Origin of the sequence: Pseudomonas sp. F9001 (assembly GCF_013385435.1) — a bacterium.
In the GTDB taxonomy this organism is placed as follows: Bacteria; Pseudomonadota; Gammaproteobacteria; order Pseudomonadales; family Pseudomonadaceae; genus Aquipseudomonas.
Window position 1 is genome coordinate 1 of sequence record NZ_JACAPX010000008.1, and the last position, 21,675, is coordinate 21,675.

A 21,675-nucleotide genomic window follows, 5' to 3' on the forward strand; every position below is an offset into this window, starting at 1 on the left:
GGCCGCAAGTAGGCACGGTGGAGCGGGTAAACCGGCAAGGATGCCGATTTAGCCGCGCCGGGCCATGGATGGCCCGTCGCGGCGGCCCGCGGAACCGGGCCGGAGTGCGGGCATGCCGAGCCTAGGCGAGGCACCGAGTGGTGGGGCAAAGACCTTTTGGTTACTTTTGGGGCGTTTGCCAAAAGTGACCCGCTGTAAGAGCGGAACCCTAAGCCGCCGTTACCGCAGCAACGGATATGTACACCACACCACACCACAACGCCCCCACCCCCTGTTGGCCCACCTCTTGCTAAAGAATCCCCACAGGTAGCCAACGGCGGTTGCCCCCTCCACGACAAAGACGTCGCACACCCGGTTTGCCCCAGCGAACCCGGTGGCGGCGTTTTTTCGTTTTGGCCCCATAGCCCGGGGCCGATGGGGCGGCCCCAGCCGTTCCATCACCAGGCCTTCTCATAAGACCCCTTACCGCTGAGGTGCGTGATGAAATCAAGCTTCTGGAAATCCGGTCACACCCCGACCCTGTTCGCCGCGTTCCTGTATTTCGACCTGAGCTTCATGGTCTGGTACCTGTTGGGCCCATTGGCGGTACAAATCGCCGCCGACCTGCACCTCACCACCCAACAACGCGGCCTGGTGGTCGCCACCCCCATCCTGGCCGGCGCAGTGCTGCGGTTCCTGATGGGCATGCTCGCCGACAAACTCTCCCCCAAGACCGCCGGCCTGATCGGCCAGGTGATTGTCATCGGCGCCTTGTTCGTCGCCTGGAAACTCGGAATCCACAGCTACGAGCAAGCCCTGCTGCTGGGCATGTTCCTCGGCATGGCGGGAGCCTCGTTCGCCGTCGCGTTGCCACTGGCCTCCCAGTGGTACCCCGCCGAGCACCAGGGCAAGGCCATGGGCATCGCCGGCGCCGGCAACTCCGGGACGGTGTTTGCGGCCCTGCTGGCACCGGTGCTCGCCGCCGCGTTTGGCTGGAGCAATGTGTTCGGCTTCGCACTGATCCCGCTGATCCTGACGCTGATCGTCTTCGCCTGGCTCGCCCGCAACGCCCCGCAACGACCCAAGGCCAAGTCCATGGCCGACTACTTCAAAGCCCTGGGCGACCGCGACAGTTGGTGGTTCATGTTCTTCTACAGTGTGACCTTCGGTGGTTTCATCGGCCTGGCCAGCGCCCTGCCCGGCTATTTCAACGACCAATACGGCCTGAGCCCGGTCACCGCCGGCTACTACACCGCCGCCTGCGTATTCGGCGGCAGCCTGATGCGGCCTTTGGGCGGCGCCCTGGCCGACCGTTTCGGCGGGATTCGCACCCTGCTCGGCATGTACGGCGTGGCAGCGATCTGCATCGCGGCGGTGGGGTTCAACCTGCCAAGCTCCTACGCAGCACTGGCGCTTTTTGTGTGCACCATGCTCGGTTTGGGTGCCGGTAACGGTGCAGTCTTCCAACTGGTGCCCCAACGCTTTCACCGCGAGATTGGTGTGATGACCGGCCTGATCGGCATGGCCGGCGGCATCGGCGGTTTCGCCCTGGCGGCGGGCATGGGCGCGATCAAGCAAAGCACCGGCAGCTATCAGTTGGCGCTGTGGCTGTTCGCCAGCCTGGGCGTGCTGGCCTGGTTCGGCCTGTACGGCGTCAAGCGTCGCTGGAGAACCACTTGGGGCTCGGCTGCGGTGACGGCTGCACGGGTCTGATGAGCCTGCAACTGAGCTTCGCCCAGGCCAGCGCCACCGGCCCGCGGCAGGAAAACCAAGACGCCTTGCGCCTGGTCACTCCCGCCCCGGAGCTGGCCGCCAGCAAAGGCTACTTGTGTGCCATCGCCGATGGCGTCAGCCAATGCGCCGATGGCGGACTGGCTGCACGCTCGACCTTGCAAGCGCTGGCCCTGGACTATTACGCCACGCCGCAAACCTGGGGCGTGGCCCAGGCCCTGGAACGCTTGCTGGTGGCCCAGAATCGCTGGCTGCAAGCCAACGGCGGCGGCCAGCCGTTGCTGACCACCCTCAGCGTCCTGGTGTTTCGCGGCCAGCGTTTCACCCTGGCCCATGTGGGTGATTGCCGGGTGTACCGCTGGCTCGATGGCCAGTTGCAGCGCCTGAGCCAGGAGCATGTGTGGGAGCAACCGGGCATGCAGCATGTGCTCAAGCGCGCCATGGGCCTGGATCAGCATCTGGTGCTGGATTTCCTCGACGGCGAGTTGCGGGCAGGCGAGTGTTTCCTGCTGCTCAGCGACGGCGTGTGGGCGACCCTGGATGACAACAACATCAGCGCAATCCTGCGGGAACAGTCGGACCTGGACCTCGCGGTAAACACCCTGGTCAGCGCCGCGCACCTGGCCGGTAGCCAGGACAACGCCAGCGCCCTGCTGGTCCGCGTCGACCAGCTTGGCGCCGCCACCCTCGGCGATGCGCTGGTGCAGTTGCAGCAATGGCCCCTGCCGCCCCCCCTGAAACCCGGCCAGCGCTTCGAAGGCTGGCACGTAGAGTCGCTGTTGGGGCAAAGCCGCCAATCCTTGCTCTATCGGGTGCGCGATGCCCATCAACAGGCGTGGCTGCTGAAGACCTTGCCGCTCAGCCACGACGATGACGTGTTCGCCGCCCAGGCATTGCTGTCAGAGGAATGGTTCCTGCGCCGGGTCGCCGGCCGCGCGTTTCCTGAAGTCCATCCAGCCAGTGGCCGTCAGCATTTGTACTACGTGATGCGTGAATACTCCGGCCAAACCCTGGCCGAACTGTTCAAGCACCAGGGCCCATTGCCCCTGGCGCAGTGGCAAACCCTGGCCGAGCGCCTGTTGCGTGCCGTCGGGCTGCTGCACCGCCGGCAGATCCTGCACCGCGACATCAAGCCGGAAAACCTGCTGCTGGGCGAGGATGGCGAATTACGTGTGCTGGACTTCGGCCTGGCCTACTGCCCCGGGCTCTCGGAGGATCGCGCGCACCTGTTGCCTGGCACGCCAAGCTTTATCGCCCCGGAAGCCTTCAACGGCGAACGCCCTACCCCGCAACAGGACCTGTATAGCGTCGGTGTGACCTTGTATTACCTGCTCACCGGGCATTACCCCTACGGCGAAATCGAAGCTTTCCAGCGTCCCAGGTTCATTACGCCTGTCGGCGCCAGCCGCTACCGCCCCGACCTGCCCGACTGGCTGCAACAGAGCCTGGAGCGCGCAGTCGCCGCGCAACCCGAGCAACGTTATGAAACTGCCGAGGAATGGTTGCTGGTACTGGAGCAGGCGGATCGCCGCGAGTTGAGCACGCGACCAAAACCGCTGCTGGAGCGCGAACCGCTGAAGGTCTGGCAAACGTTGGCCGTGCTGTCGTTGCTGATCAATCTGGTGCTGTTGTACTGGCTGTTGCACCACTAAGAGGCGAATTTTCTCGATACATCGCCGCCTCACTTAGCAAAACCGGCCAAAATCCTACTTGGCACAACCGCTGCATTAGCTTTCCCATCAACACACATATAGCCGCACCTTCAACGTCGAAGGTCGGGCTTCCCGAGAGAACGGGACCAGGACAAAGGCGTCCTCGCTACTTACGTAGCGGGGACGCCTTTTTTTGTTGCGCACGATTTGTCGAGCCACTGCGGAGAACGACATGAAGAAACTCAAACTGGTGATGATCGGCAACGGCATGGCCGGGGTTCGCACCCTTGAAGAATTGCTCAAGCTGAGCAGCGACCTGTACGACATCACCGTTTTCGGCGCCGAGCCCCACACCAATTACAACCGCATTTTGCTGTCGCCGGTGCTGGCCGGTGAGCAGACCTTCGAAGAGATCGTGCTCAATGACTTGAGCTGGTACCTCGATAACAACATCAAGCTGTTGCTTAACCGCAAAGTGGTGCAGATCGACCGGGTCAAACGCAAAGTCATCGCCGAAGACGGCAGCGAGGCCGAGTACGATCGCCTGCTGATCGCCACCGGCTCCACGCCGTTTATCCTGCCGATCCCGGGCAATACGTTGCAGGGTGTGATCGGCTACCGCGACATCGCCGACACCCAGGCCATGATCGACACCGCCAAGACCCACAAGCACGCGGTCGTCATCGGCGGCGGCCTGCTGGGCCTGGAGGCCGCCAACGGCCTGATGCTGCGTGGCATGCACGTGACCGTGGTGCATATCGGCGAGTGGCTGCTGGAACGGCAACTGGACAAGACCAGCGGCCAGTTGCTGCAAACCGAACTGGAAAGCCGTGGCCTGGTGTTTCGCTTGAAGGAGCAGACCGAGGCGCTGCATGACGCCGGCAACGGCCGCGTCGGCTCGGTGCAATTCAAGAATGGCGATGTGATCCCCGCCGACCTGGTGGTGATGGCTGCGGGCATCCGCCCCAACACCGAACTCGCGGAAAAATCCGGCATCCCGTGCAACCGCGGGATTCTGGTCAACGACACCCTGCAAACCTACGACCCGCGCATCTATGCCATCGGCGAATGCGCCAGCCATCGCGGGATTGCCTACGGCCTGGTGGCACCGCTGTTCGAGCAGGCCAAGGTCTGCGCCAACCACCTCGCCCAGCTGGGCTTCGCGCGCTATCAAGGTTCGGTGACCTCCACCAAATTGAAAGTGACCGGCATCGACCTGTTCTCCGCCGGGGACTTCATGGGCGGCGAAGGCACGGAAACCATCACGCTTTCCGACCCGATTGGCGGCGTGTACAAGAAGCTGGTGATCAAGGACGACATCCTCGTCGGCGCCTGCCTGTACGGCGATACGGCCGACGGCGGCTGGTATTTCCGGCAGATCCGTGAGAACCATGCCATTGGCGAGATCCGCGATCACCTGATGTTCGGTGAAAATGCTTTGGGCGATGTAGGCCACCAAGGCCAGGACAAAGCCATGAGCATGGCCGACACCGCCGAAGTCTGCGGCTGCAACGGCGTGTGCAAGGGCACCATCGTCAAGGCGATTCAGGAACACGGGCTGTTCAGCGTCGATGATGTGAAGAAGCACACCAAGGCCGCGAGCTCCTGCGGTTCCTGCGCCGGGCTGGTGGAACAAATCCTGATCAACACCGTGGGCGGCGCGGCGGACGTCAAACCGAAAAGCGAAAAAGCCATCTGCGGCTGCAGCGACCTCAACCACGGGCAAATCCGCCAGGCCATCCGCGACCAGCACCTCCTGACCATCGCCGGCACCATGAGTTACCTGAACTGGCGCACCCCGAACGGCTGCGCCACCTGCCGCCCGGCACTCAACTACTACCTGATCTCCACCTGGCCCGGCGAGGCAAAAGACGATCCGCAATCGCGCCTGATCAACGAACGCGCCCACGCCAATATTCAGAAAGACGGCACCTACTCGGTAGTCCCAAGGATGTGGGGTGGTGTGACCAATCCGTCGGAACTGCGGCGCATCGCTGATGTGGCCGACAAGTACAACGTGCCGATGGTCAAGGTCACCGGCGGGCAGCGCATCGATTTGCTCGGCATCAAGAAGCAGGACTTGCCCGGCGTATGGAAAGACCTCGATATGCCATCCGGCCATGCCTACGGCAAATCCATCCGCACCGTGAAGACCTGCGTCGGCAGCGAGTTCTGCCGCTTTGGTACGCAGAACTCGACGCAACTGGGGATTGAGCTGGAACATGACCTGTTCAATATGTGGTCGCCCCACAAGGTCAAGCTGGCAGTGTCCGGCTGCCCGCGCAACTGCTCGGAAGCGGGGATCAAGGACGTGGGAATCATCGGCGTCGATTCCGGCTGGGAGATGTACATCGGCGGTAACGGCGGGATCAAGACCGAGGTCGCCGAGTTCTTCGTCAAGCTGAAAACCGCCGAAGAAGTGCGCGAATACAACGGAGCTTTCCTACAGCTCTACCGGGAAGAAGCCTTCTACCTGGAGCGCACCGTGCACTACCTGCAACGGGTCGGCATGGAGCACATCAAGAAGGCTGTACTGGAAGACCCGGCGCGGCGCCAGGCACTGAATGAACGCCTGCAATTCTCCCTGTCGTTCGAGCAGGACCCGTGGAAAGAACGCCTGGAACAGCCGCTGCTGAAAAAGGAATTCGACACCATCCCCGTCAAACTGCTGGAGGTGCCGGCATGAACTGGCTGGATATCTGCGCCCTCGAAGAAATCAACGCCCTGGGCTCGCGCATCATCAGCGGGCCAAAAGGCGACATCGCGATTTTTCGTACCAGTAACGACGAGGTTTTCGCCCTCGACGACCGCTGCCCGCACAAGGGTGGCCCGCTGTCCCAAGGCTTGATCTACGGCAAGCGCGTGGCCTGCCCGCTGCACAACTGGCAGATCGACCTGGAGTCCGGGGAGGCCCAGGCACCGGACGTCGGCTGCGCCCATCACCACCCGGCCCGTGTGGAAAACGGCCGGGTGATGTTGGCCCTGCGGGACGCCGGTTGATGAACCGCCAGACCACCGCGTCCACCTGCTGCTACTGCGGGGTCGGTTGCGGCGTACTGATCGAGCATGATGGCTCGCAGATCCTCGGCGTCAGTGGCGATCCGAGTCATCCGGCCAACTTCGGAAAATTGTGCAGCAAGGGCTCCAGCCTGCACCTCACCGGAGACCTCGCGGCCCGCGCGTTGTACCCGGAACTGCGGCTGGGCAAAGGCCTGGCCCGCAGCCGCACCGACTGGGATACCGCCCTGGAGCACGCGGCGAACGTGTTTGCCGAAACCATCGCTGAACACGGGCCGGACAGCGTGGCATTCTATATATCCGGGCAGTTGCTGACCGAGGATTACTACAGCTTCAACAAACTCGCGCGAGCGCTGGTGGGCACCAACAATATCGACAGCAACTCGCGGCTGTGCATGTCTTCGGCGGTGGTCGGCTACAAGCGCAGCCTGGGGGCCGACGCGCCACCGTGCAGCTACGAGGACCTGGAGTCGAGCGACTGCGTGATGATCGTCGGCAGCAATATGGCCTACGCGCATCCGGTGTTGTTCCGACGCCTGGAGGAAGCCAAGGCCCGCCGGCCACAGATGAAAGTGCTGGTAATTGATCCCCGGCGCACCGACACCTGCGAATTGGCGGACCTGCATCTGGCGATTCTGCCGGGTACGGATGTCGCATTGTTCCATGGGATCCTGCACTTGCTGTTGTGGGAAGACTGGATCGACCGCGACTTTATCCAGGCCCATACCGACGGCCTGGTCGAACTCAAACGCCTGGTTCACGACTACACACCGCAAATGGTCACGCAGTTGTGCGGGATCAGTGTCGAGCAACTGCGTCTGTGTGCGGAATGGGTCGGCACCTCGGCGAGTTTTCTGTCGTTGTGGTGCATGGGGCTCAATCAGTCCACCGCCGGCAGCGCGAAGAACAGCGCCTTGATTAACCTGCATTTGGCGACCGGCACCATCGGCCGCCCTGGCTGCGGACCTTTCTCCCTGACGGGTCAGCCGAATGCCATGGGTGGGCGGGAAACCGGCAGTTTGTCGAATTTACTGCCTGGCCATCGTGAGGCTGCCAACCCCGAACATCGGGCAGAAGTAGCCGCGTATTGGGGGGTCGACCAACTGCCGGCCAGCACCGGGCTGACCGCCATCGAATTGTTTGAACAGATGCAGGCCGGCAAGATCAAGGCCTTGTGGATCGCGTGCACCAACCCCGCCCAATCCCTGCCCGACCAGAACACCGTGCGCCAGGCCCTGGAAGCGTGTCCGTTCGTGGTGCTACAGGAAGCCTTTCGTACAACCGAGACGGCGCGTTACGCCGACCTGTTGCTGCCAGCCGCGAGCTGGGGCGAGAAGGAAGGCACAGTGACCAACTCTGAGCGGCGCATTTCCCACGTTCGCCGAGCCATCGCCCCACCTGGGGAAGCGCGGCCGGACTGGGCAATCACCGTGGATTTTGCCCAACGCCTGGAGCAGCGTCTTTGTCCCGGAAAACCGGGGCTTTTTGCCTTTGAGCAACCGGCACAGATCTTTGATGAATACAAGCTGCTGACCCGTGGGCGGGACCTGGACCTGTCGGGTATCAGCCACGCGCTGCTGGACCGGATAGGCCCGCAGCAATGGCCATTCCCGGCCGATGCGGTGGGCGGAACACCAAGGCTGTACACCGACGGATTTTTCCCTACGGAGACTGGCCGCGCGCACTTTGTCGCCGACCCTTATCGCGCCGCCAAGGAGCAGCGTGACGCGCGCTTCCCACTCACCCTGATCACCGGCCGCCTGCGGGACCAATGGCATGGCATGAGCCGCACCGGCACCGCTGCGCAGCTGTTCGGCCATGTCAGTGAAGCAGTGCTCAGCCTGCACCCGGACGAACTGCGTCGCCATCGCTTGAAGGAAGGGGATCTGGTCAGCCTGAAAAGCCGGCGCGGCAGCGTGATTGTGGCCGTCGGCAGCGATGACAGCGTGCGTCCCGGCCAGGCTTTCCTGCCGATGCACTGGGGCGACCGTTTTCTTAAAGGCGGCGTAAATGCGCTGACCCAGCCGGCATTCGACCCGCTGTCCAAACAGCCGGAACTCAAGCACAGCGGCGTGCGCCTGGAGGCGGTGCAACTGCCCTGGCACTTGTTTGCGCTGATTGAAGGCGATGTGCAGCAACACTTCGAAGCGTTGCGACCGCTGTGTGACGGCTTTGCCTACGTCAGCCTGAGCCTGACCGGACGCGAGCGGCCTGCCCTGCTGATTCGTGCGGCGCATCACGAGGCGCCCGCCCTTGACCTGCTCAAGCAGATCGACCAACTGCTGGGCCTCAACGACGGCCCCGTGATGGCGTACGACGACCCGCGGCGCTCCATTGGCAAGCGGGTAAAGATTGAAAAAGGCCGTATCACCGCGATCCGCCTGGCTGGCGAAACCCTGGCTCGCCACTGGCTGCAAAGCCTGTGGCTGGAAGGTCGCACCGATGAGCAGTTACGCCGCTGGTTGTTGGCGCCATTGAGTGCGCCACCGGGGGGCGGCTCAAGCAGCAACAAGACGCTGTGCAACTGCAAGAACGTCAGCGAAAGCGCGGTCTGCGCCGGCATTGCCCGGGGCCTGGACCTGAACGGGCTGAAGCAGGAACTGGGTTGCGGCACGCAATGCGGCTCCTGTGTGCCGGAAATCAAACGGTTATTGGCGAGCGGCGAGCAGCCAATCGCGATCAGAGTATGAGGCAAGCATATGAGCGCAAAAGTCTGGCTGGTGGGCGCAGGCCCCGGCGATCCGGAACTGCTGACACTCAAGGCGGTGAGAGCCCTGCGGGAAGCCGATGTGGTGCTGATCGATGATCTGGTCAACCCGGCGCTGCTGGAGCATTGCCCCGCTGCACGGCTGATCACCGTGGGCAAACGCGGTGGCTGCCGTTCCACCCCACAGGCGTTTATCCATCGCCTGATGTTGCGTTATGCCCGGCAGGGTAAGTGCGTGGTGCGGCTCAAGGGCGGAGACCCGTGCATTTTTGGTCGCGGCGGCGAAGAGGCGGCGTGGCTCAGGCAGCAAGGGGTGGAAGTGGAGTTGGTCAACGGCATTACGGCAGGGCTGGCCGGGGCAACGAACTGCGATATTTCGCTGACGTTGCGCGGTGTCAGCCGTGGCGTCACGTTGGTCACGGCCCATACCCAGGACGACAGCAGCCTCAATTGGCGGGCCCTGGCCGAGGGCGGCACGACGCTGGTGATCTATATGGGGGTGGCGAAACTGGGGGAAATCCGCCGGCAATTGCTGGAAGGTGGCATGAGCGATGACATGCCGGTGGCGATGATTGAAAACGCTTCACTGCCACAACAGCGCGAATGCCGCAGCAGCCTCGCCCGGATGCAGGATGATGCGCACGAATTCGCGCTCAAGAGCCCGGCTATCCTGGTGATTGGCCGGGTTGCGCAAGCGACGCAGGCGCTTGCGGCCCTGGCCAGCGCCACGGTCTGAGGCAAATTGCAGGCGAAAAAAAGCCCGGCCTAAGCCGGGCTTTTTTCTACAACTCAGTAATTACTGAGCTGCTTGTGCTTCTACCGAGGCTTCTACTCGACGGTTGATAGCACGGCCAGCTTCAGTTGCGTTGTCAGCAACTGGGCGGGATTTGCCATAACCAACCGAGCTTACACGGTTAGGAGCGATACCGTCTTTGACCAGGACTTGCTTAACAGCGTCAGCACGACGCTGGGACAGCTTCTGGTTGTAAGCGTCAGGACCGACGGAGTCAGTGTGACCTTCAACAACGGTGGTGGTTTGTGGGTACTGTTTCATGAAGTCAGCGAGGTTTTTCACGTCGCCGTAGCTGTTAGGCTTAACAACCGACTTGTCGAAGTCGAACTTCACGTCCAGCTCAACACGAACAACCTGAGCAACCGGAGCTTCTGGCTCTGGGGTTGGCTCTGGAGCTGGTGCTGGGGTAGGAGCTGGAGCAGTTTTGCCAGCGTTGCCGCCGAAGTTTACGCCCAGGCCAACCAGTGCGGAGTAGTCCCACTTGCCGTTGTCGATAGCGTAGTCAGCTTCAACACCAGCACGTGCGAACAGGTTGTCGGTGAAGTAGTACTTCACACCAGCGCCAGCGATAGCCAGGGTCGATTGATCGCGACCTTTGTGACCATCAGCTTCAACGTTGGTACGGCTCTGGTGGCCGAAACCGCCCTCTACGTATGGACGCAGGGAGTCGACGCCAGCTTGACCGAAGTGGTACTGGGCAGTAACGCTGCCGGTATCACCTTTGATCTTCTGGTTGCCAGTACCGTCGTTCGAACGGGTGTGGTTGGTAGTGTCGTAGTTCAGGTTGATCGACACGTCGTCGGTCAGGAAGTAACCGATGCTGGCGCCAGGATTGAAGCCGTCTTCGATATGTTTGACGCTATCGTTGAACTGCTTTTTGTAAAACAGCTGGCCTTCAACTGCGCCTTGGCCTTGTGCCAGAGCGCCGACAGAAGTGGCAGCAATAAGAGTACCAATGGCCAAGCCCAAGGTGTTTTTCAGTTTCATCCGTTAAATCCCCATCTGGTGATTGTAAAGCAGTCCCACATACCGGGGGACAACTCGGCGACAAGTCTAACAGAACTTGCCTACACGTAAGAGATATTTGCCACGCACTAAGTTTCAGTGCTGCCCGCAAATTTCTCACGTAATTTATCAAGAGCGCGTTTGTAACGCATTTTTGTAGCACTCAAACCCATATGCATGATGTCAGCGATCTCCTGAAACTCCAGCTCTGCGACAAATCGTAGCACCAGAATTTCCCGGTCAATCGGATTCACATGCACCAACCAGCGATCGAGTCCGCCCTTTTCTTCCGGGGTAGGCGCCTTTTCCTCAGACGCTTCCTCAAGGGGGTCCAGACTCAAAGCATCCATCAAGCGACGCTTTCGCCGTTCCTTCCGATACTGCGTGATGCACTCGTTGTACGTGATGCTATAGAGCCATGTCTTGAACTTCGATTTTCCCTCGAAGTTCTTCAGGCCGTATAGCACCTTGAGCATCACTTCCTGACAGACATCATCCGCATCTCTATCGTTCCCTAAATACCTTGAACAAACGTTGAACAGAGTGCGTTGATACCTGCGCATCAATTCTTCGTACGCGCGTGTTACGTGAAACAGCTCCGTGTGCGAGCGCGCGACCAACTCCTCATCAGAGAGCTCACGGGGGTCATAGCGCGTGGACAGCGTTTGGGCTTTATTCAAAACAAGTCGTGCCGACAGTCAGGTCAATGTCCGCCATGGCCTGGATACCCAGGTTTGCGGCGGCGTACATTAGCAGGATTCGCCGGGTTAGCGGCTAGTCACATGCTGTTCCAGCAGGATCCGGTTCGAAAGCGACACCAGTTCGCCATCGTCCGTCAGCACTGTCGTCTTGACCGTGCCGATCTCCTCGATCTGCCCTTCGACCTCGCCCACACGCACTTGTTGCCCAACCTGATATAGCTCACGCACATAGATTCCCGCAAGAATCTGCCCGGCAATTTCCCGGCTTCCCAGTCCCATGGCCAGCGCAACGGCCAGACCAACGGTAATCAAAACAATCACAATCACATGGTTCAGCAGGTCGGTCTTGACCTCCAGCTGGCTGATCGCGACCGAAATACTGATGATAATCACCAGACCCTGGGCAATTCGCCCCAGGCCGCTGGCATAATCCAGACCCACGCCTTCAGCCGCCCCACGCACCAGGCCATTGGCCAGTTGCGCCAGCAAAACCCCTACCAGCAACACCAGCGCGCCACCGAATACTTTCGGCAAATACAGCGCCAGCATGTCGAGCGTAGCTGAAACTCGCTCAAGTCCAAGGGATTCAGCCGCAGAAACCAGAAAAATCAGCAAAACAAACCAATAAACGATCTTGCCGATCAGTGTCGAGATCGGCACTTGCAACCCGGCACGCCCCAAAATCTTGGTCAGGCCGGTGCCACCCATCAATCGATCAAGACCCAGCTTAGCCAGCAATTTGGAAAGCAGGGTGTCAAGCAGCTTGGCCACGACAAAACCCAGCAGTACCACCACCAGTGCACCAAACAGGTTGGGAATGAAATTCGCCACCTTGGTCCACAACGCAGTCATTGCAGTTACCAGACTCTGGGTCCAGAGATCGAGTTCCATATTCATTCAGCCTTATCAGCAGTGCGTGCAAGAGGTTTACGACGGGAAACCGGTGAGACATGGGCCGAACCATTGTTCAAGGCCATCATCAACGCCGGCAACCAGCGGCCAAGCAGACCGAACAGATCCCCAGCCCCGACCTGGCGGTTGGCGGTTTTCAAGACGCGACCCAGGCAAGCATCGTCGTCCCGGTTGGACGGCGAGGCATTGAGCATGTCACGCAAAGACTGTTCGAACGGATCGTGCATAAAAAACCTCTCGCAAGTGATTTAAAAGACGAGGGTAAAATTCTTCGGGTCACATGACCTCTTTCCACGTTCAGGTCACATTCAGCTCAAACCCAACGTAACCGTCGAAACAACCACCATTGCCCGACCGCCACCGTGACCATCATCAGGCAAGCAATCAGGAACCCGTAAGGGCTGGAAGAGAACGGAATTCCGCCTACATTGATGCCCAGCAAACCGGTCAGGAAACTCATCGGCAGGAAGATCCCGGTGATGATCCCGAAGCGGTACATGGTGCGGTTCATGCGCAGGCTCAAACGCCGGTCTTCGGTCTCCAGCACAAGCCCCACGCGCTCCCGGGCCAGCTCAAGCTCTTCCAGGTAGCGGGTCAGGCTGTTGTTCAATTCATTCCAGTAGTCAGCATCGTCGTCACAGAACCAGGGCAATTTGATCCGGGTCAACTGCGCGAAAATATCCCGCTGCGGCGACAGGAAACGTTTAAGCCCGGCGGCGCGCCGACGGATCTGCAAAACGCTGCCGTGCTCCGGAGTATACCGTTCGTCGGCATCCAGTTTTTCTTCTTCGATATCGACGATTTCGGACAAGTCGCTGACCAGATCCTGAACCTTGTTGGTCAGGTACTGCGCCATATACAGGACCAGTTCCGAGGAAGTCTTCGGCCCCTTGCCGTCTGCCAGTTGCACCAGCAACTCGTCGGTGGCGCGCAATGGGCGCAAACGCAGGGAAATCACCCGCGCTGCCGAGGCAAAGATCCGCACCGAGACCATGTCTTCCGGTTCGGCGCCGGGATTGAGGTTGACCCCGCGCAAAAACAGCAGCAGTTCGGCATCCGGCAGCGGCAACAGGCGTGGGCGAGTGTTCTCCTCCAGCAGCAGGTCACAGGCGAATTCGCTGAGGCCGCTGGATTTGCGCAACCAGGTCTGGGTCTGGGGATGGCTACGGTCCCAATGCAGCCACAGGCTTTCCTGAGGCTGCAGTTGCAGCTCATCAAGCTCTGTCCGGGCAATCGAACGCGCACCACCTTTACCGTCCAGCACCAGGGCATGCACCAGCCCCCACTGCGCGTTTTCTTCCTCGAACATCCTCACCCCTGTCGGCTACGGCTATTTATTCAGGCATTTTCAGCGGGCTTGGGGAGACGATCACGCCGTTATTGTCGGCGTACACGTACTCACCGGGACGGAAGGTCACGCCGGCGAATGTCACCGCCACGTTCAAATCGCCAATACCGCGCTTGTCAGTCTTCATCGGGTGGCTGGCCAGGGCCTGCACGCCCAGGTCGGTCTGGGCGATCACGTCGACATCACGGATGCAGCCGTAGATCACCAGCCCTTCCCAGCCGTTTTTCGCGGCTTTCTCGGCGATCATGTCGCCCAGCAACGCGCGGCGCAGGGAACCCCCACCATCGACCACCAGCACCTTGCCGGCGCCATTGAGCTCGGCTTGTTCCTTGACCAGGGAATTGTCTTCAAAGCACTTGATGGTCACGATCTCGCCACCAAAGGAGTCCCGGCCGCCGAAATTGCTGAACATCGGCTCAACCACCTGCACCAGCTCCGGATAGGCGTCACACAGGTCGGGGGTAAGGTAATGGTTCATCGAGAAACTCCTGTAGGTGAAAGAAGGTGTCAAACATCCCACTGTTTACTTACATCTGGAAACGCTTTGCCGTGAAGGTTCTTTAATCCGGGCCGAATAGTCAGGCCCATCGGATAGCAACGCAAGACCCACTGCGCGACTGAATATGACCAGAACCACCCAACGCGTCATATCTTAGCCTCTACGGCAAACAAGCGAAACGCCCCTGATAGAGCCTTGCGCTCAAACCGCTGCCAGTTCCTGCGCCTGCGCCCCCAGCAAAGGTGTAAGCGGATTTTTCAACCAGCGCGTCACCAGCGGCCACACTTCAGCCTGGGCGGCCTTGCTGACGAGCATCTCGACATGCCCGAAATCCCCGCTGAACCCTTGCTGGCGCCCCAGGCACAGGTATTGGCGATGCTCGGAGCCGACCTGCTCAAAGAGCTTGCGACAGGCCCAATCCGGGTCCTGGTGATCGCCGGCGGCGCTCACCGCCAACAGCGGCACGTCAACCTCGGCCAAGCCTTTCCACCAATCCTGCTTACCTTCGCCAAAGCGGCCGAACAGCCCATTCCAGCGCATGGCTTCAATCAATACGCCCGCCGGCTCGTCCTCCGGGCCGCGTTTCCACCGAGCGCCGGACAATTGGCCGAAACGTTTCAAGAGCAGGCGACCGGTCCACTCCACCGGTGGCAACTTCAACGGCCAATGCGTGCGACTGACCTGGCAGCCAAACAGCGCCACCGAGGCCACCGCCGGCGCGCCAAGGTGCTGCCCACCCAGGGCCGCAGCCAGGGTTGTGCCACCCAGGGAATGCCCGATCCAGTGGGGAATCTGCCCGCTTTGCTCACGCACGAAGGCGGCAATGGCCGGCAAGTCGTAGCGAGCATAGTCGGCGACACGATTCCTGGCGTAGTCCTGGTTGCGCCGGGACAGCCCGTGACCGCGCATTTCCGGGATCCAGACGTCAAACCCTTCGCGCGCCAGGTAGGCGCCCAGGCCGATCCCCTTGGGCGAGTACCAGAAGCGGCGGTTGGAAAAACTGCCATGCAACAAAACCACCGGCACGCCCCGGTTTTCCGGGACGTCAGCCAGGCCCAGGCGGGTCACGGCCAGTTCGACGGTACCGTCAGGGCTGTTGCCGGGTTTCAGCCGATACACATCTTCACTCAGGTCGCCACGACGCTCAGCGCTGATCAAGGCGACGGGAAACAGGTTGCTGCTGCTTTGCATAATGCTCTTGCACAAAAAAGGGCGGCGTCCGGAAGGAGTTCCGCCCTGTACAGAATGAGAAATGCCGGCCAACCGCAAGGTTGACCGGCACTTTTGGGTGTTGCGTATTACGCCTGGGCTTGACCTTCAGCCAGGAAGAACCAGGTTTCCAGTACGGAATCGGGGTTCAGCGAGACGCTTTCGATGCCCTGCTCCATCAGCCACTTGGCCAGGTCCGGGTGATCGGAAGGGCCCTGGCCGCAGATCCCGATGTACTTGCCGGCCTTGTTGCACGCCTGGATGGCGTTGGCCAGCAGCTTCTTGACCGCAGGGTTACGCTCGTCGAACAGGTGGGCGATGATCCCGGAGTCGCGGTCCAGGCCCAGGGTCAGCTGGGTCAGGTCGTTGGAACCGATGGAGAAGCCGTCGAAGAACTCCAGGAACTCTTCAGCCAGGATGGCATTGGATGGCAGCTCGCACATCATGATGACGCGCAGGCCGTTCTCGCCACGGGACAGGCCGTTTTCAGCCAGCAGGTCCACCACCTGGCTCGCTTCACCCAGGGTGCGCACGAACGGCACCATGATTTCGACGTTGGTCAGGCCCATCTCGTTGCGCACGCGCTTGAGGGCGCGGCATTCCAGCTCGAAGCAGTCACGGAAGGCTTCGCTGATGTAGCGCGAGGCGCCACGGAAGCCCAGCATCGGGTTTTCTTCTTCCGGCTCGTAAAGCTTGCCGCCGATCAGGTTGGCGTACTCGTTGGACTTGAAGTCCGACAGGCGCACGATGACCTTTTTCGGGTAGAACGCCGCTGCCAGGGTGCTGATGCCTTCCACCAGCTTCTCGACGTAGAAGCCCACCGGGTCGTTGTAGCCGGCGATGCGCTTGTCGACGCTTTCCTTGATGTCCGGCGGCAGGCCGTCGTAGTTCAGCAGGGCCTTGGGGTGCACACCGATCATGCGGTTGATGATGAACTCCAGGCGGGCCAGGCCCACACCGGCGTTCGGCAATTGCGCGAAATCGAAGGCGCGGTCCGGGTTGCCGACGTTCATCATGATCTTGAACGGCAGGTCGGGCATGGCGTCGATGGAGTTTTGCTTGATATCGAAGCCCAGCTCACCTTCGAAGATGAAGCCGGTGTCGCCTTCAGCGCAGGACACGGTTACGCCCTGGCCGTCTTTCAACAGTTGGGTGGCGTTACCGCAACCGACCACTGCCGGAATCCCCAGCTCGCGGGCGATGATCGCCGCGTGGCAGGTACGCCCGCCACGGTTGGTGACGATGGCGCTGGCGCGCTTCATCACCGGTTCCCAGTCCGGGTCGGTCATGTCGGAGACCAGCACGTCGCCTGGCTGGACCTTGTCCATCTCGGACACGTCCTTGATGATCCGCACCTTGCCGGCGCCGATGCGCTGGCCGATGGCACGGCCTTCCACCAGCACGGTGCCGGTTTCTTTCAACAGGTAGCGTTCCATGACGTTGGCCGAGGTGCGGCTCTTCACGGTCTCAGGGCGGGCCTGGACGATGTACAGCTTGCCGTCGTCGCCGTCCTTGGCCCATTCGATGTCCATCGGGCACTTGTAGTGCTTCTCGATGATCATCGCTTGTTTGGCCAGTTCGCTGACTTCGGCGTCGGTCAGGCAGAAACGCGCGCGTTCGGCCTTGTCGACATCAACGGTTTTCACCGAGCGACCGGCCTTGGCCTCGTCGCCGTAGATCATCTTGATCGCCTTGCTGCCCAGGTTGCGGCGCAGGATGGCCGGGCGGCCGGCTTCAAGGGTGTGTTTGTGGACGTAGAATTCGTCCGGGTTCACCGCGCCTTGTACGACGGTTTCGCCGAGGCCGTAGGCGCCGGTGATGAACACCACGTCGCGGAAGCCCGATTCGGTGTCCAGGGTGAACATCACGCCGGCGGTACCGGTTTCCGAACGCACCATGCGCTGCACACCGGCAGACAGGGCCACCAGCTTGTGGTCGAAACCCTGGTGTACGCGGTAGGAAATAGCACGGTCGTTAAAGAGGGAGGCAAACACTTCCTTGGCTGCGCGGATCACGTTTTCCACGCCGCGGATGTTCAGGAAGGTTTCTTGCTGGCCGGCAAAGGAAGCGTCTGGCAGGTCTTCGGCGGTGGCCGAGGAGCGCACGGCGACGGCCATGTCCGGGTTACCGGCCGACAGCGTGGCAAACGCGGTGCGGATCTCGGCGTTGAGCTTCTCGGGGAACTCGGCTTCCATGATCCATTGACGGATCTGGGCGCCAGTCTTGGCCAGGGCGTTGACGTCATCGACGTCCAGCGCATCGAGGGCGGCATGGATCTGATCGTTGAGGCCGCTCAACTCGAGGAAATCACGGTAAGCCTGGGCGGTGGTGGCAAAACCACCTGGCACCGATACACCGGCGCCCGCAAGATTACTGATCATCTCGCCCAGGGATGCGTTCTTGCCCCCTACGTGCTCTACATCATGGACGCCGAGCTTATCGAGGGAAACTACGTACTCTACCAAGGTGATCTCTCCACTTTCTGTGTTGGAAAAGCTCAGGACGCCGGCGGCTCAGTAGGAGCGGTTACCGGCGTTTGTGGCCTGGACCTGGAAAATAAGTGAGAATGCGGCCCACTGCGGGACGGCAAAATCGCGCCTATCATATCCAAGATTCGTCATCAGCTTAAGGCCCAAGGCTCAAATGAAACGATCTGCTTTCTTTATCTCCGACGGCACCGGCATTACAGCCGAAACCCTGGGTCAAAGCCTGCTGGCGCAGTTCGAAAACATTACCTTCAGCAAATTCACGCGACCCTATATCGATAGCGTGGATAAAGCGCGAGCCATGGTACAACAAATCAATCTGGCGGCCGAAAAAGACGGATTTCGTCCGATCATTTTCGACACCATCGTCAATCAGGACATTCGTGAGATCCTCGCCACCTCCAATGGTTTCATGATCGACATCTTCTCTACCTTCCTGGCGCCGCTGGAACAAGAGTTAAGTGAACATTCGTCATACTCTGTCGGAAAATCTCACTCCATTGGCCATAACTCCAACTATATGGAGCGGATCGAGGCGGTGAACTTCGCCCTCGACAACGACGACGGCGCCCGCACCCACTACTACGACAAGGCTGATTTGATCCTGGTGGGCGTGTCCCGCTGCGGCAAGACGCCGACCTGCCTTTATATGGCCATGCAGTTCGGGATTCGCGCGGCCAACTACCCGCTGACCGAAGACGACATGGAGCACCTGACGCTGCCGAGCGCCCTGCGCGCGCACCAGCACAAGCTGTTCGGGCTGACCATCGACCCGGACCGCCTGACGGCGATTCGCAACGAGCGCAAGCCCAATAGCCGTTACTCCAGCTATGCGCAGTGCGAATTTGAAGTGCGGGAGGTGGAAAATCTGTTCCGCCGGGAAAATATTGCGCACATCAATTCCACGCATTTTTCGGTGGAAGAGATTTCGGCGAAGATACTGGTGGAGAAAGGGGTGGAGCGGCGGTTCAAGTAACTCCGCGCCCTGGCCAAGGTGCTTGTGTGGCGAGGGAGCTTCTGTGGCGAGGCAGCTTGCTCCCGCTCGACTGTGCAGCAGTCGCAAACCAGACGACTGGTATTTAGTGAATGGCTTTGGGGCTGCTTCGCAGCCCAGCGGGAGCAAGCTCCCTCGCCACAGGGGTCATGTTCACACAAGCTGTTGGGTTCACAGGTGAAACCGCCCCCCGCCCTGCCCCAGCGCCGTCGCCAGCGCATCGAACCCATCCAGCAGCAACTGATCATCCCCCGACGTATTGCAGATGCTCGCCCGAATGAATTGCGGCACCGCCGTCTGCCCCACGGCAAACGCTTCGGCTGTCGCAATCAGGTAATTGTTCTGCTTTAACTCCGCCTCGATTTCCGACGCGCGCCATGGCTCCGGGACTTCGATCCAGAAGTGCGGGCTGTTCAGGTGAGTGCGGTACTCCAGCCCGATCAACAAACCTTCCACCAGCGCCTTGCGGCGGCTGATTTCCTGGATCTGCTGGTGCAACAGGTGTTCCGCCGTGCCGTTTTCGATCCACTGGGTCGCCAGTTCCAGGGTGACCGGCGTGGCCATCCAGCAGGTGGAACGCAAGGCCGCAGAAATCCGGCTGACCAGCGCCGGCGGTGCATGCACGTACCCAACGCGCAAGCCTGCCGATACCGCCTTGCTCAGGCTGCTGATCAGAATCGTACGCTCCGGGGCAAAATGACTCAGGGGCGGCGGACGGTCTTCCACCAGCACACCGTGGGCCTCATCCTCGAGAATCAGCAGGTTGTGTTCCCGACAGACCTTCACCAATGCCTCACGGCGCGCGACCGATAGCACCGCTGTCGTAGGATTCTGGATGGTCGGCGTGCAATACAACGCCGACACCCGGTGATTGCGGCAGACTTCATCCAGCGCCCCCGGCAGCAGCCCTTCTTCATCCATTTCCAGGCCGATCAGGCGGATGCCCAGCATGCGCGCGGCGGTGATCAACCCTGGATAGGTCAACTGTTCGGTCACCACCGTATCGCCGGCTCGCAACAGCGCCATCATTGCGCAGAGCAACCCATGCTGGCCGCCGTTCACGCAAATCACCTGCTCGGGAATCGGGTGGAAATCCCGCTGCACCAACCACTGCGCACCCGCCGCCCGGTAACGCGGCAGCCCGGCATCCGGGGTGTAGGCACTGATGTCCTGCAAGAACTTGGCGTTGTTCGCCAGCGTCTGGAAGCTCTGGGCCAGGAACGTGGTCTCCTGCCCGGGGATGTGCATGTTGCGGCTCATATCAAAGTATTGCCGCGGCTCGTCGCTGAAGTTGCGAAAGCCTTCATCACGCTGGCGCTCCATCCCACGCTTGCGCACGAAGGTGCCGTCGCCGACCCGCGCCACTACCAGCCCCAGGCGTTCCAGCTCACCGTAGGCGCGGCTGATGGTGCCAATGGTTACCCCCAGATTGTCGGAAAGCACCCGATGAGGCGGCAGTTTTCTTCCCGGTTCAATCAAGCCTTCAAGGATGCCTCGCTCCATGACATCGGACAGGCGCTTGTACTTCACGCCCTGCCCGTTGGAGAGTCCTTCCCGCATAATTGACACCATGTCAATATTTGTTTTGACAGCCATCATTCGCCCTAATAGTGTGCTTTTACGGGTTCAATCACCGAATCATGGCACTCAATATAGAGGTCAATTCGGTCTCATGGAAGCAATGTCACGATGCCAATGTCCGCCGTTCTCGAAAATGCTGAAAAAACAAAAACTCACAAGCAGTGGTTGGCCGGGCTGATTACCAGTGTGATGTTCCTGATCGTGTGTCTCAGCTGGGGCACTACCTGGCTGGGCATCAAGATCGCTGTGGAAAGCGTGCCACCGCTGACCTCCGCCGGGCTGCGGTTCCTGATCGCGTTTCCGCTGTTCCTGTGTTTCGCCTGGGTGCGCCGCGAGCCGATCCTGTTTCCCCGGGAAAGCCGCTGGTTCTTCGTGTTTGTGACGCTGTCCTACTTCAGCGTTCCGTATTACCTGCTCAACTACGGCGAAATGCATGTCTCGTCCGGCCTCACCGCGCTGCTGTTCAGCTGCATGCCGGTATTTATCCTGATTTTCTCCGCGCTGTTCCTGCGCGAGCGCATCTACTTTTCCCAGGTGATCGGTATCGCCATCGGTTTCGGCAGCCTGTACATGATCATCAAGAGCCAGGGCCTGCACCTGGACCATGCCGAGTTCTTCGGCGTGCTGGCGATCCTCGCCGCCGCGATCATGCATGCCTTGTGCTACGTGATTACCAAGAAACAAGGCAGTGCCATCAGCGTGATCACCTACAACACCCTGCCCATCGGCATCGCCGGGTTGATGCTGTTTGTCGCCGGGCTGTGGTTTGAAACCCCGACCTTTGAAGACATCACCCTGCGGTCCTGGAGTGCGCTGTTCTACCTCGGGCTGGTGGCCTCGGTGGGCGGTTTTATCGTGTATTTCATGCTGCTCAAGCGCCTGAGCCCGATCATTTTGTCCTTCGTGTTCATCATCTTCCCGGTGTTCGCGGTGATCATCGGGGCCTGGTACGAGGGCGTGCAGATTTCCAGGGACCTGATGATGTATTCGGCGATCCTGCTGGCCGGCTTTGCCATCACCAAGCTGCCCATCGAAAAGCTCCTGGCGAAGAAAAACTGAG

17 protein-coding genes are annotated in these 21,675 nt (G+C 60.6%); 8 read left to right on the plus strand and 9 right to left on the minus strand.

Annotated features, from left to right (window positions below; translation table 11 throughout):
* The first annotated feature begins 480 nt into the window (after positions 1–480).
* The 6 genes from HX818_RS05835 (at position 481) to cobA (ending at position 9,823) form a co-directional block, all read left to right on the plus strand.
* Positions 481–1,692 carry a NarK/NasA family nitrate transporter gene (locus tag HX818_RS05835; RefSeq protein WP_003215029.1) on the plus strand — a complete coding sequence of 404 codons (1,212 nt, stop codon included), beginning with the start codon at positions 481–483 and terminating at the stop codon, positions 1,690–1,692.
* On the plus strand, positions 1,692–3,362 hold the full coding sequence (locus tag HX818_RS05840) for a bifunctional protein-serine/threonine kinase/phosphatase (protein WP_177019632.1): 1,671 nt from the start codon (positions 1,692–1,694) through the stop codon (positions 3,360–3,362). The genes HX818_RS05835 and HX818_RS05840 overlap by 1 nt, the downstream gene beginning before the upstream one ends.
* 232 nt (positions 3,363–3,594) lie before the next feature.
* Positions 3,595–6,048 carry a nitrite reductase large subunit NirB gene (gene nirB / locus HX818_RS05845; RefSeq protein ID WP_003215025.1) on the plus strand — a complete coding sequence of 818 codons (2,454 nt, stop codon included), beginning with the start codon at positions 3,595–3,597 and terminating at the stop codon, positions 6,046–6,048.
* Positions 6,045–6,362 carry a nitrite reductase small subunit NirD gene (gene nirD, locus HX818_RS05850; protein ID WP_177019633.1) on the plus strand — a complete coding sequence of 106 codons (318 nt, stop codon included), beginning with the start codon at positions 6,045–6,047 and terminating at the stop codon, positions 6,360–6,362. Before nirB ends, nirD begins: the two co-directional genes overlap by 4 nt.
* Entirely contained in the window at positions 6,362–9,070 is a 2,709-nt protein-coding gene (locus HX818_RS05855; RefSeq protein WP_177019634.1) for a nitrate reductase, read from the plus strand. The genes nirD and HX818_RS05855 overlap by 1 nt, the downstream gene beginning before the upstream one ends.
* Positions 9,071–9,079: 9 nt before the next feature.
* Entirely contained in the window at positions 9,080–9,823 is a 744-nt protein-coding gene (gene cobA / locus HX818_RS05860) for a uroporphyrinogen-III C-methyltransferase (protein ID WP_177019635.1), read from the plus strand.
* A 60-nt stretch (positions 9,824–9,883) separates the two neighbouring features.
* On the opposite strand, the gene HX818_RS05865 is transcribed toward cobA, so the two are convergent.
* The 8 genes from HX818_RS05865 to ppsA form a co-directional block, all read right to left on the minus strand.
* On the minus strand, positions 9,884–10,867 hold the full coding sequence (locus tag HX818_RS05865) for an OmpA family protein (protein ID WP_003215016.1): 984 nt from the start codon (positions 10,865–10,867) through the stop codon (positions 9,884–9,886).
* A 107-nt stretch (positions 10,868–10,974) separates the two neighbouring features.
* A complete protein-coding gene (gene sigX / locus HX818_RS05870) occupies positions 10,975–11,565 on the minus strand; it encodes an RNA polymerase sigma factor SigX (protein ID WP_003215014.1) in 591 nt (196 codons plus the stop codon).
* Positions 11,566–11,652: 87 nt separating this feature from the next.
* Complete coding sequence (locus HX818_RS05875; RefSeq protein WP_008432650.1) at positions 11,653–12,477, minus strand: mechanosensitive ion channel domain-containing protein; 825 nt, start codon at positions 12,475–12,477, stop codon at positions 11,653–11,655.
* A gap of 2 nt (positions 12,478–12,479) precedes the next feature.
* Entirely contained in the window at positions 12,480–12,725 is a 246-nt protein-coding gene (locus HX818_RS05880) for a hypothetical protein (RefSeq protein ID WP_003215011.1), read from the minus strand.
* Positions 12,726–12,811: 86 nt separating this feature from the next.
* Positions 12,812–13,807, minus strand: a complete 996-nt coding sequence (locus HX818_RS05885) for a zinc transporter ZntB (RefSeq protein ID WP_003215009.1) — start codon at positions 13,805–13,807, stop codon at positions 12,812–12,814.
* A 25-nt stretch (positions 13,808–13,832) separates the two neighbouring features.
* A complete protein-coding gene (rraA, locus tag HX818_RS05890) occupies positions 13,833–14,324 on the minus strand; it encodes a ribonuclease E activity regulator RraA (protein ID WP_003215007.1) in 492 nt (163 codons plus the stop codon).
* Between the two features lie 222 nt (positions 14,325–14,546).
* The gene (locus HX818_RS05895) at positions 14,547–15,536 is read right to left on the minus strand and encodes an alpha/beta fold hydrolase (protein WP_003215005.1); all 990 of its coding nucleotides are present in this window, start codon (positions 15,534–15,536) and stop codon (positions 14,547–14,549) included.
* A 107-nt stretch (positions 15,537–15,643) separates the two neighbouring features.
* Positions 15,644–18,019 (minus strand): phosphoenolpyruvate synthase, encoded by a 2,376-nt coding sequence (gene ppsA, locus HX818_RS05900; RefSeq protein ID WP_003215003.1) that lies wholly within the window; start codon positions 18,017–18,019, stop codon positions 15,644–15,646.
* Between the two features lie 178 nt (positions 18,020–18,197).
* Here ppsA and HX818_RS05905 point away from each other — a divergent pair, with 178 nt between their 5' ends.
* Positions 18,198–19,016, plus strand: coding sequence for a pyruvate, water dikinase regulatory protein (locus HX818_RS05905; RefSeq protein ID WP_003215001.1), 819 nt, complete (start codon positions 18,198–18,200; stop codon positions 19,014–19,016).
* Positions 19,017–19,205: 189 nt separating this feature from the next.
* Here the strand turns inward: HX818_RS05905 and HX818_RS05910 are convergent, their stop codons facing one another.
* Complete coding sequence (locus tag HX818_RS05910; protein WP_032899027.1) at positions 19,206–20,630, minus strand: PLP-dependent aminotransferase family protein; 1,425 nt, start codon at positions 20,628–20,630, stop codon at positions 19,206–19,208.
* Positions 20,631–20,780: 150 nt separating this feature from the next.
* Between HX818_RS05910 and HX818_RS05915 the strand changes: the two genes are divergently transcribed.
* Positions 20,781–21,674, plus strand: a complete 894-nt coding sequence (locus HX818_RS05915) for a DMT family transporter (RefSeq protein ID WP_166742189.1) — start codon at positions 20,781–20,783, stop codon at positions 21,672–21,674.
* Position 21,675 lies beyond the last annotated feature (1 nt).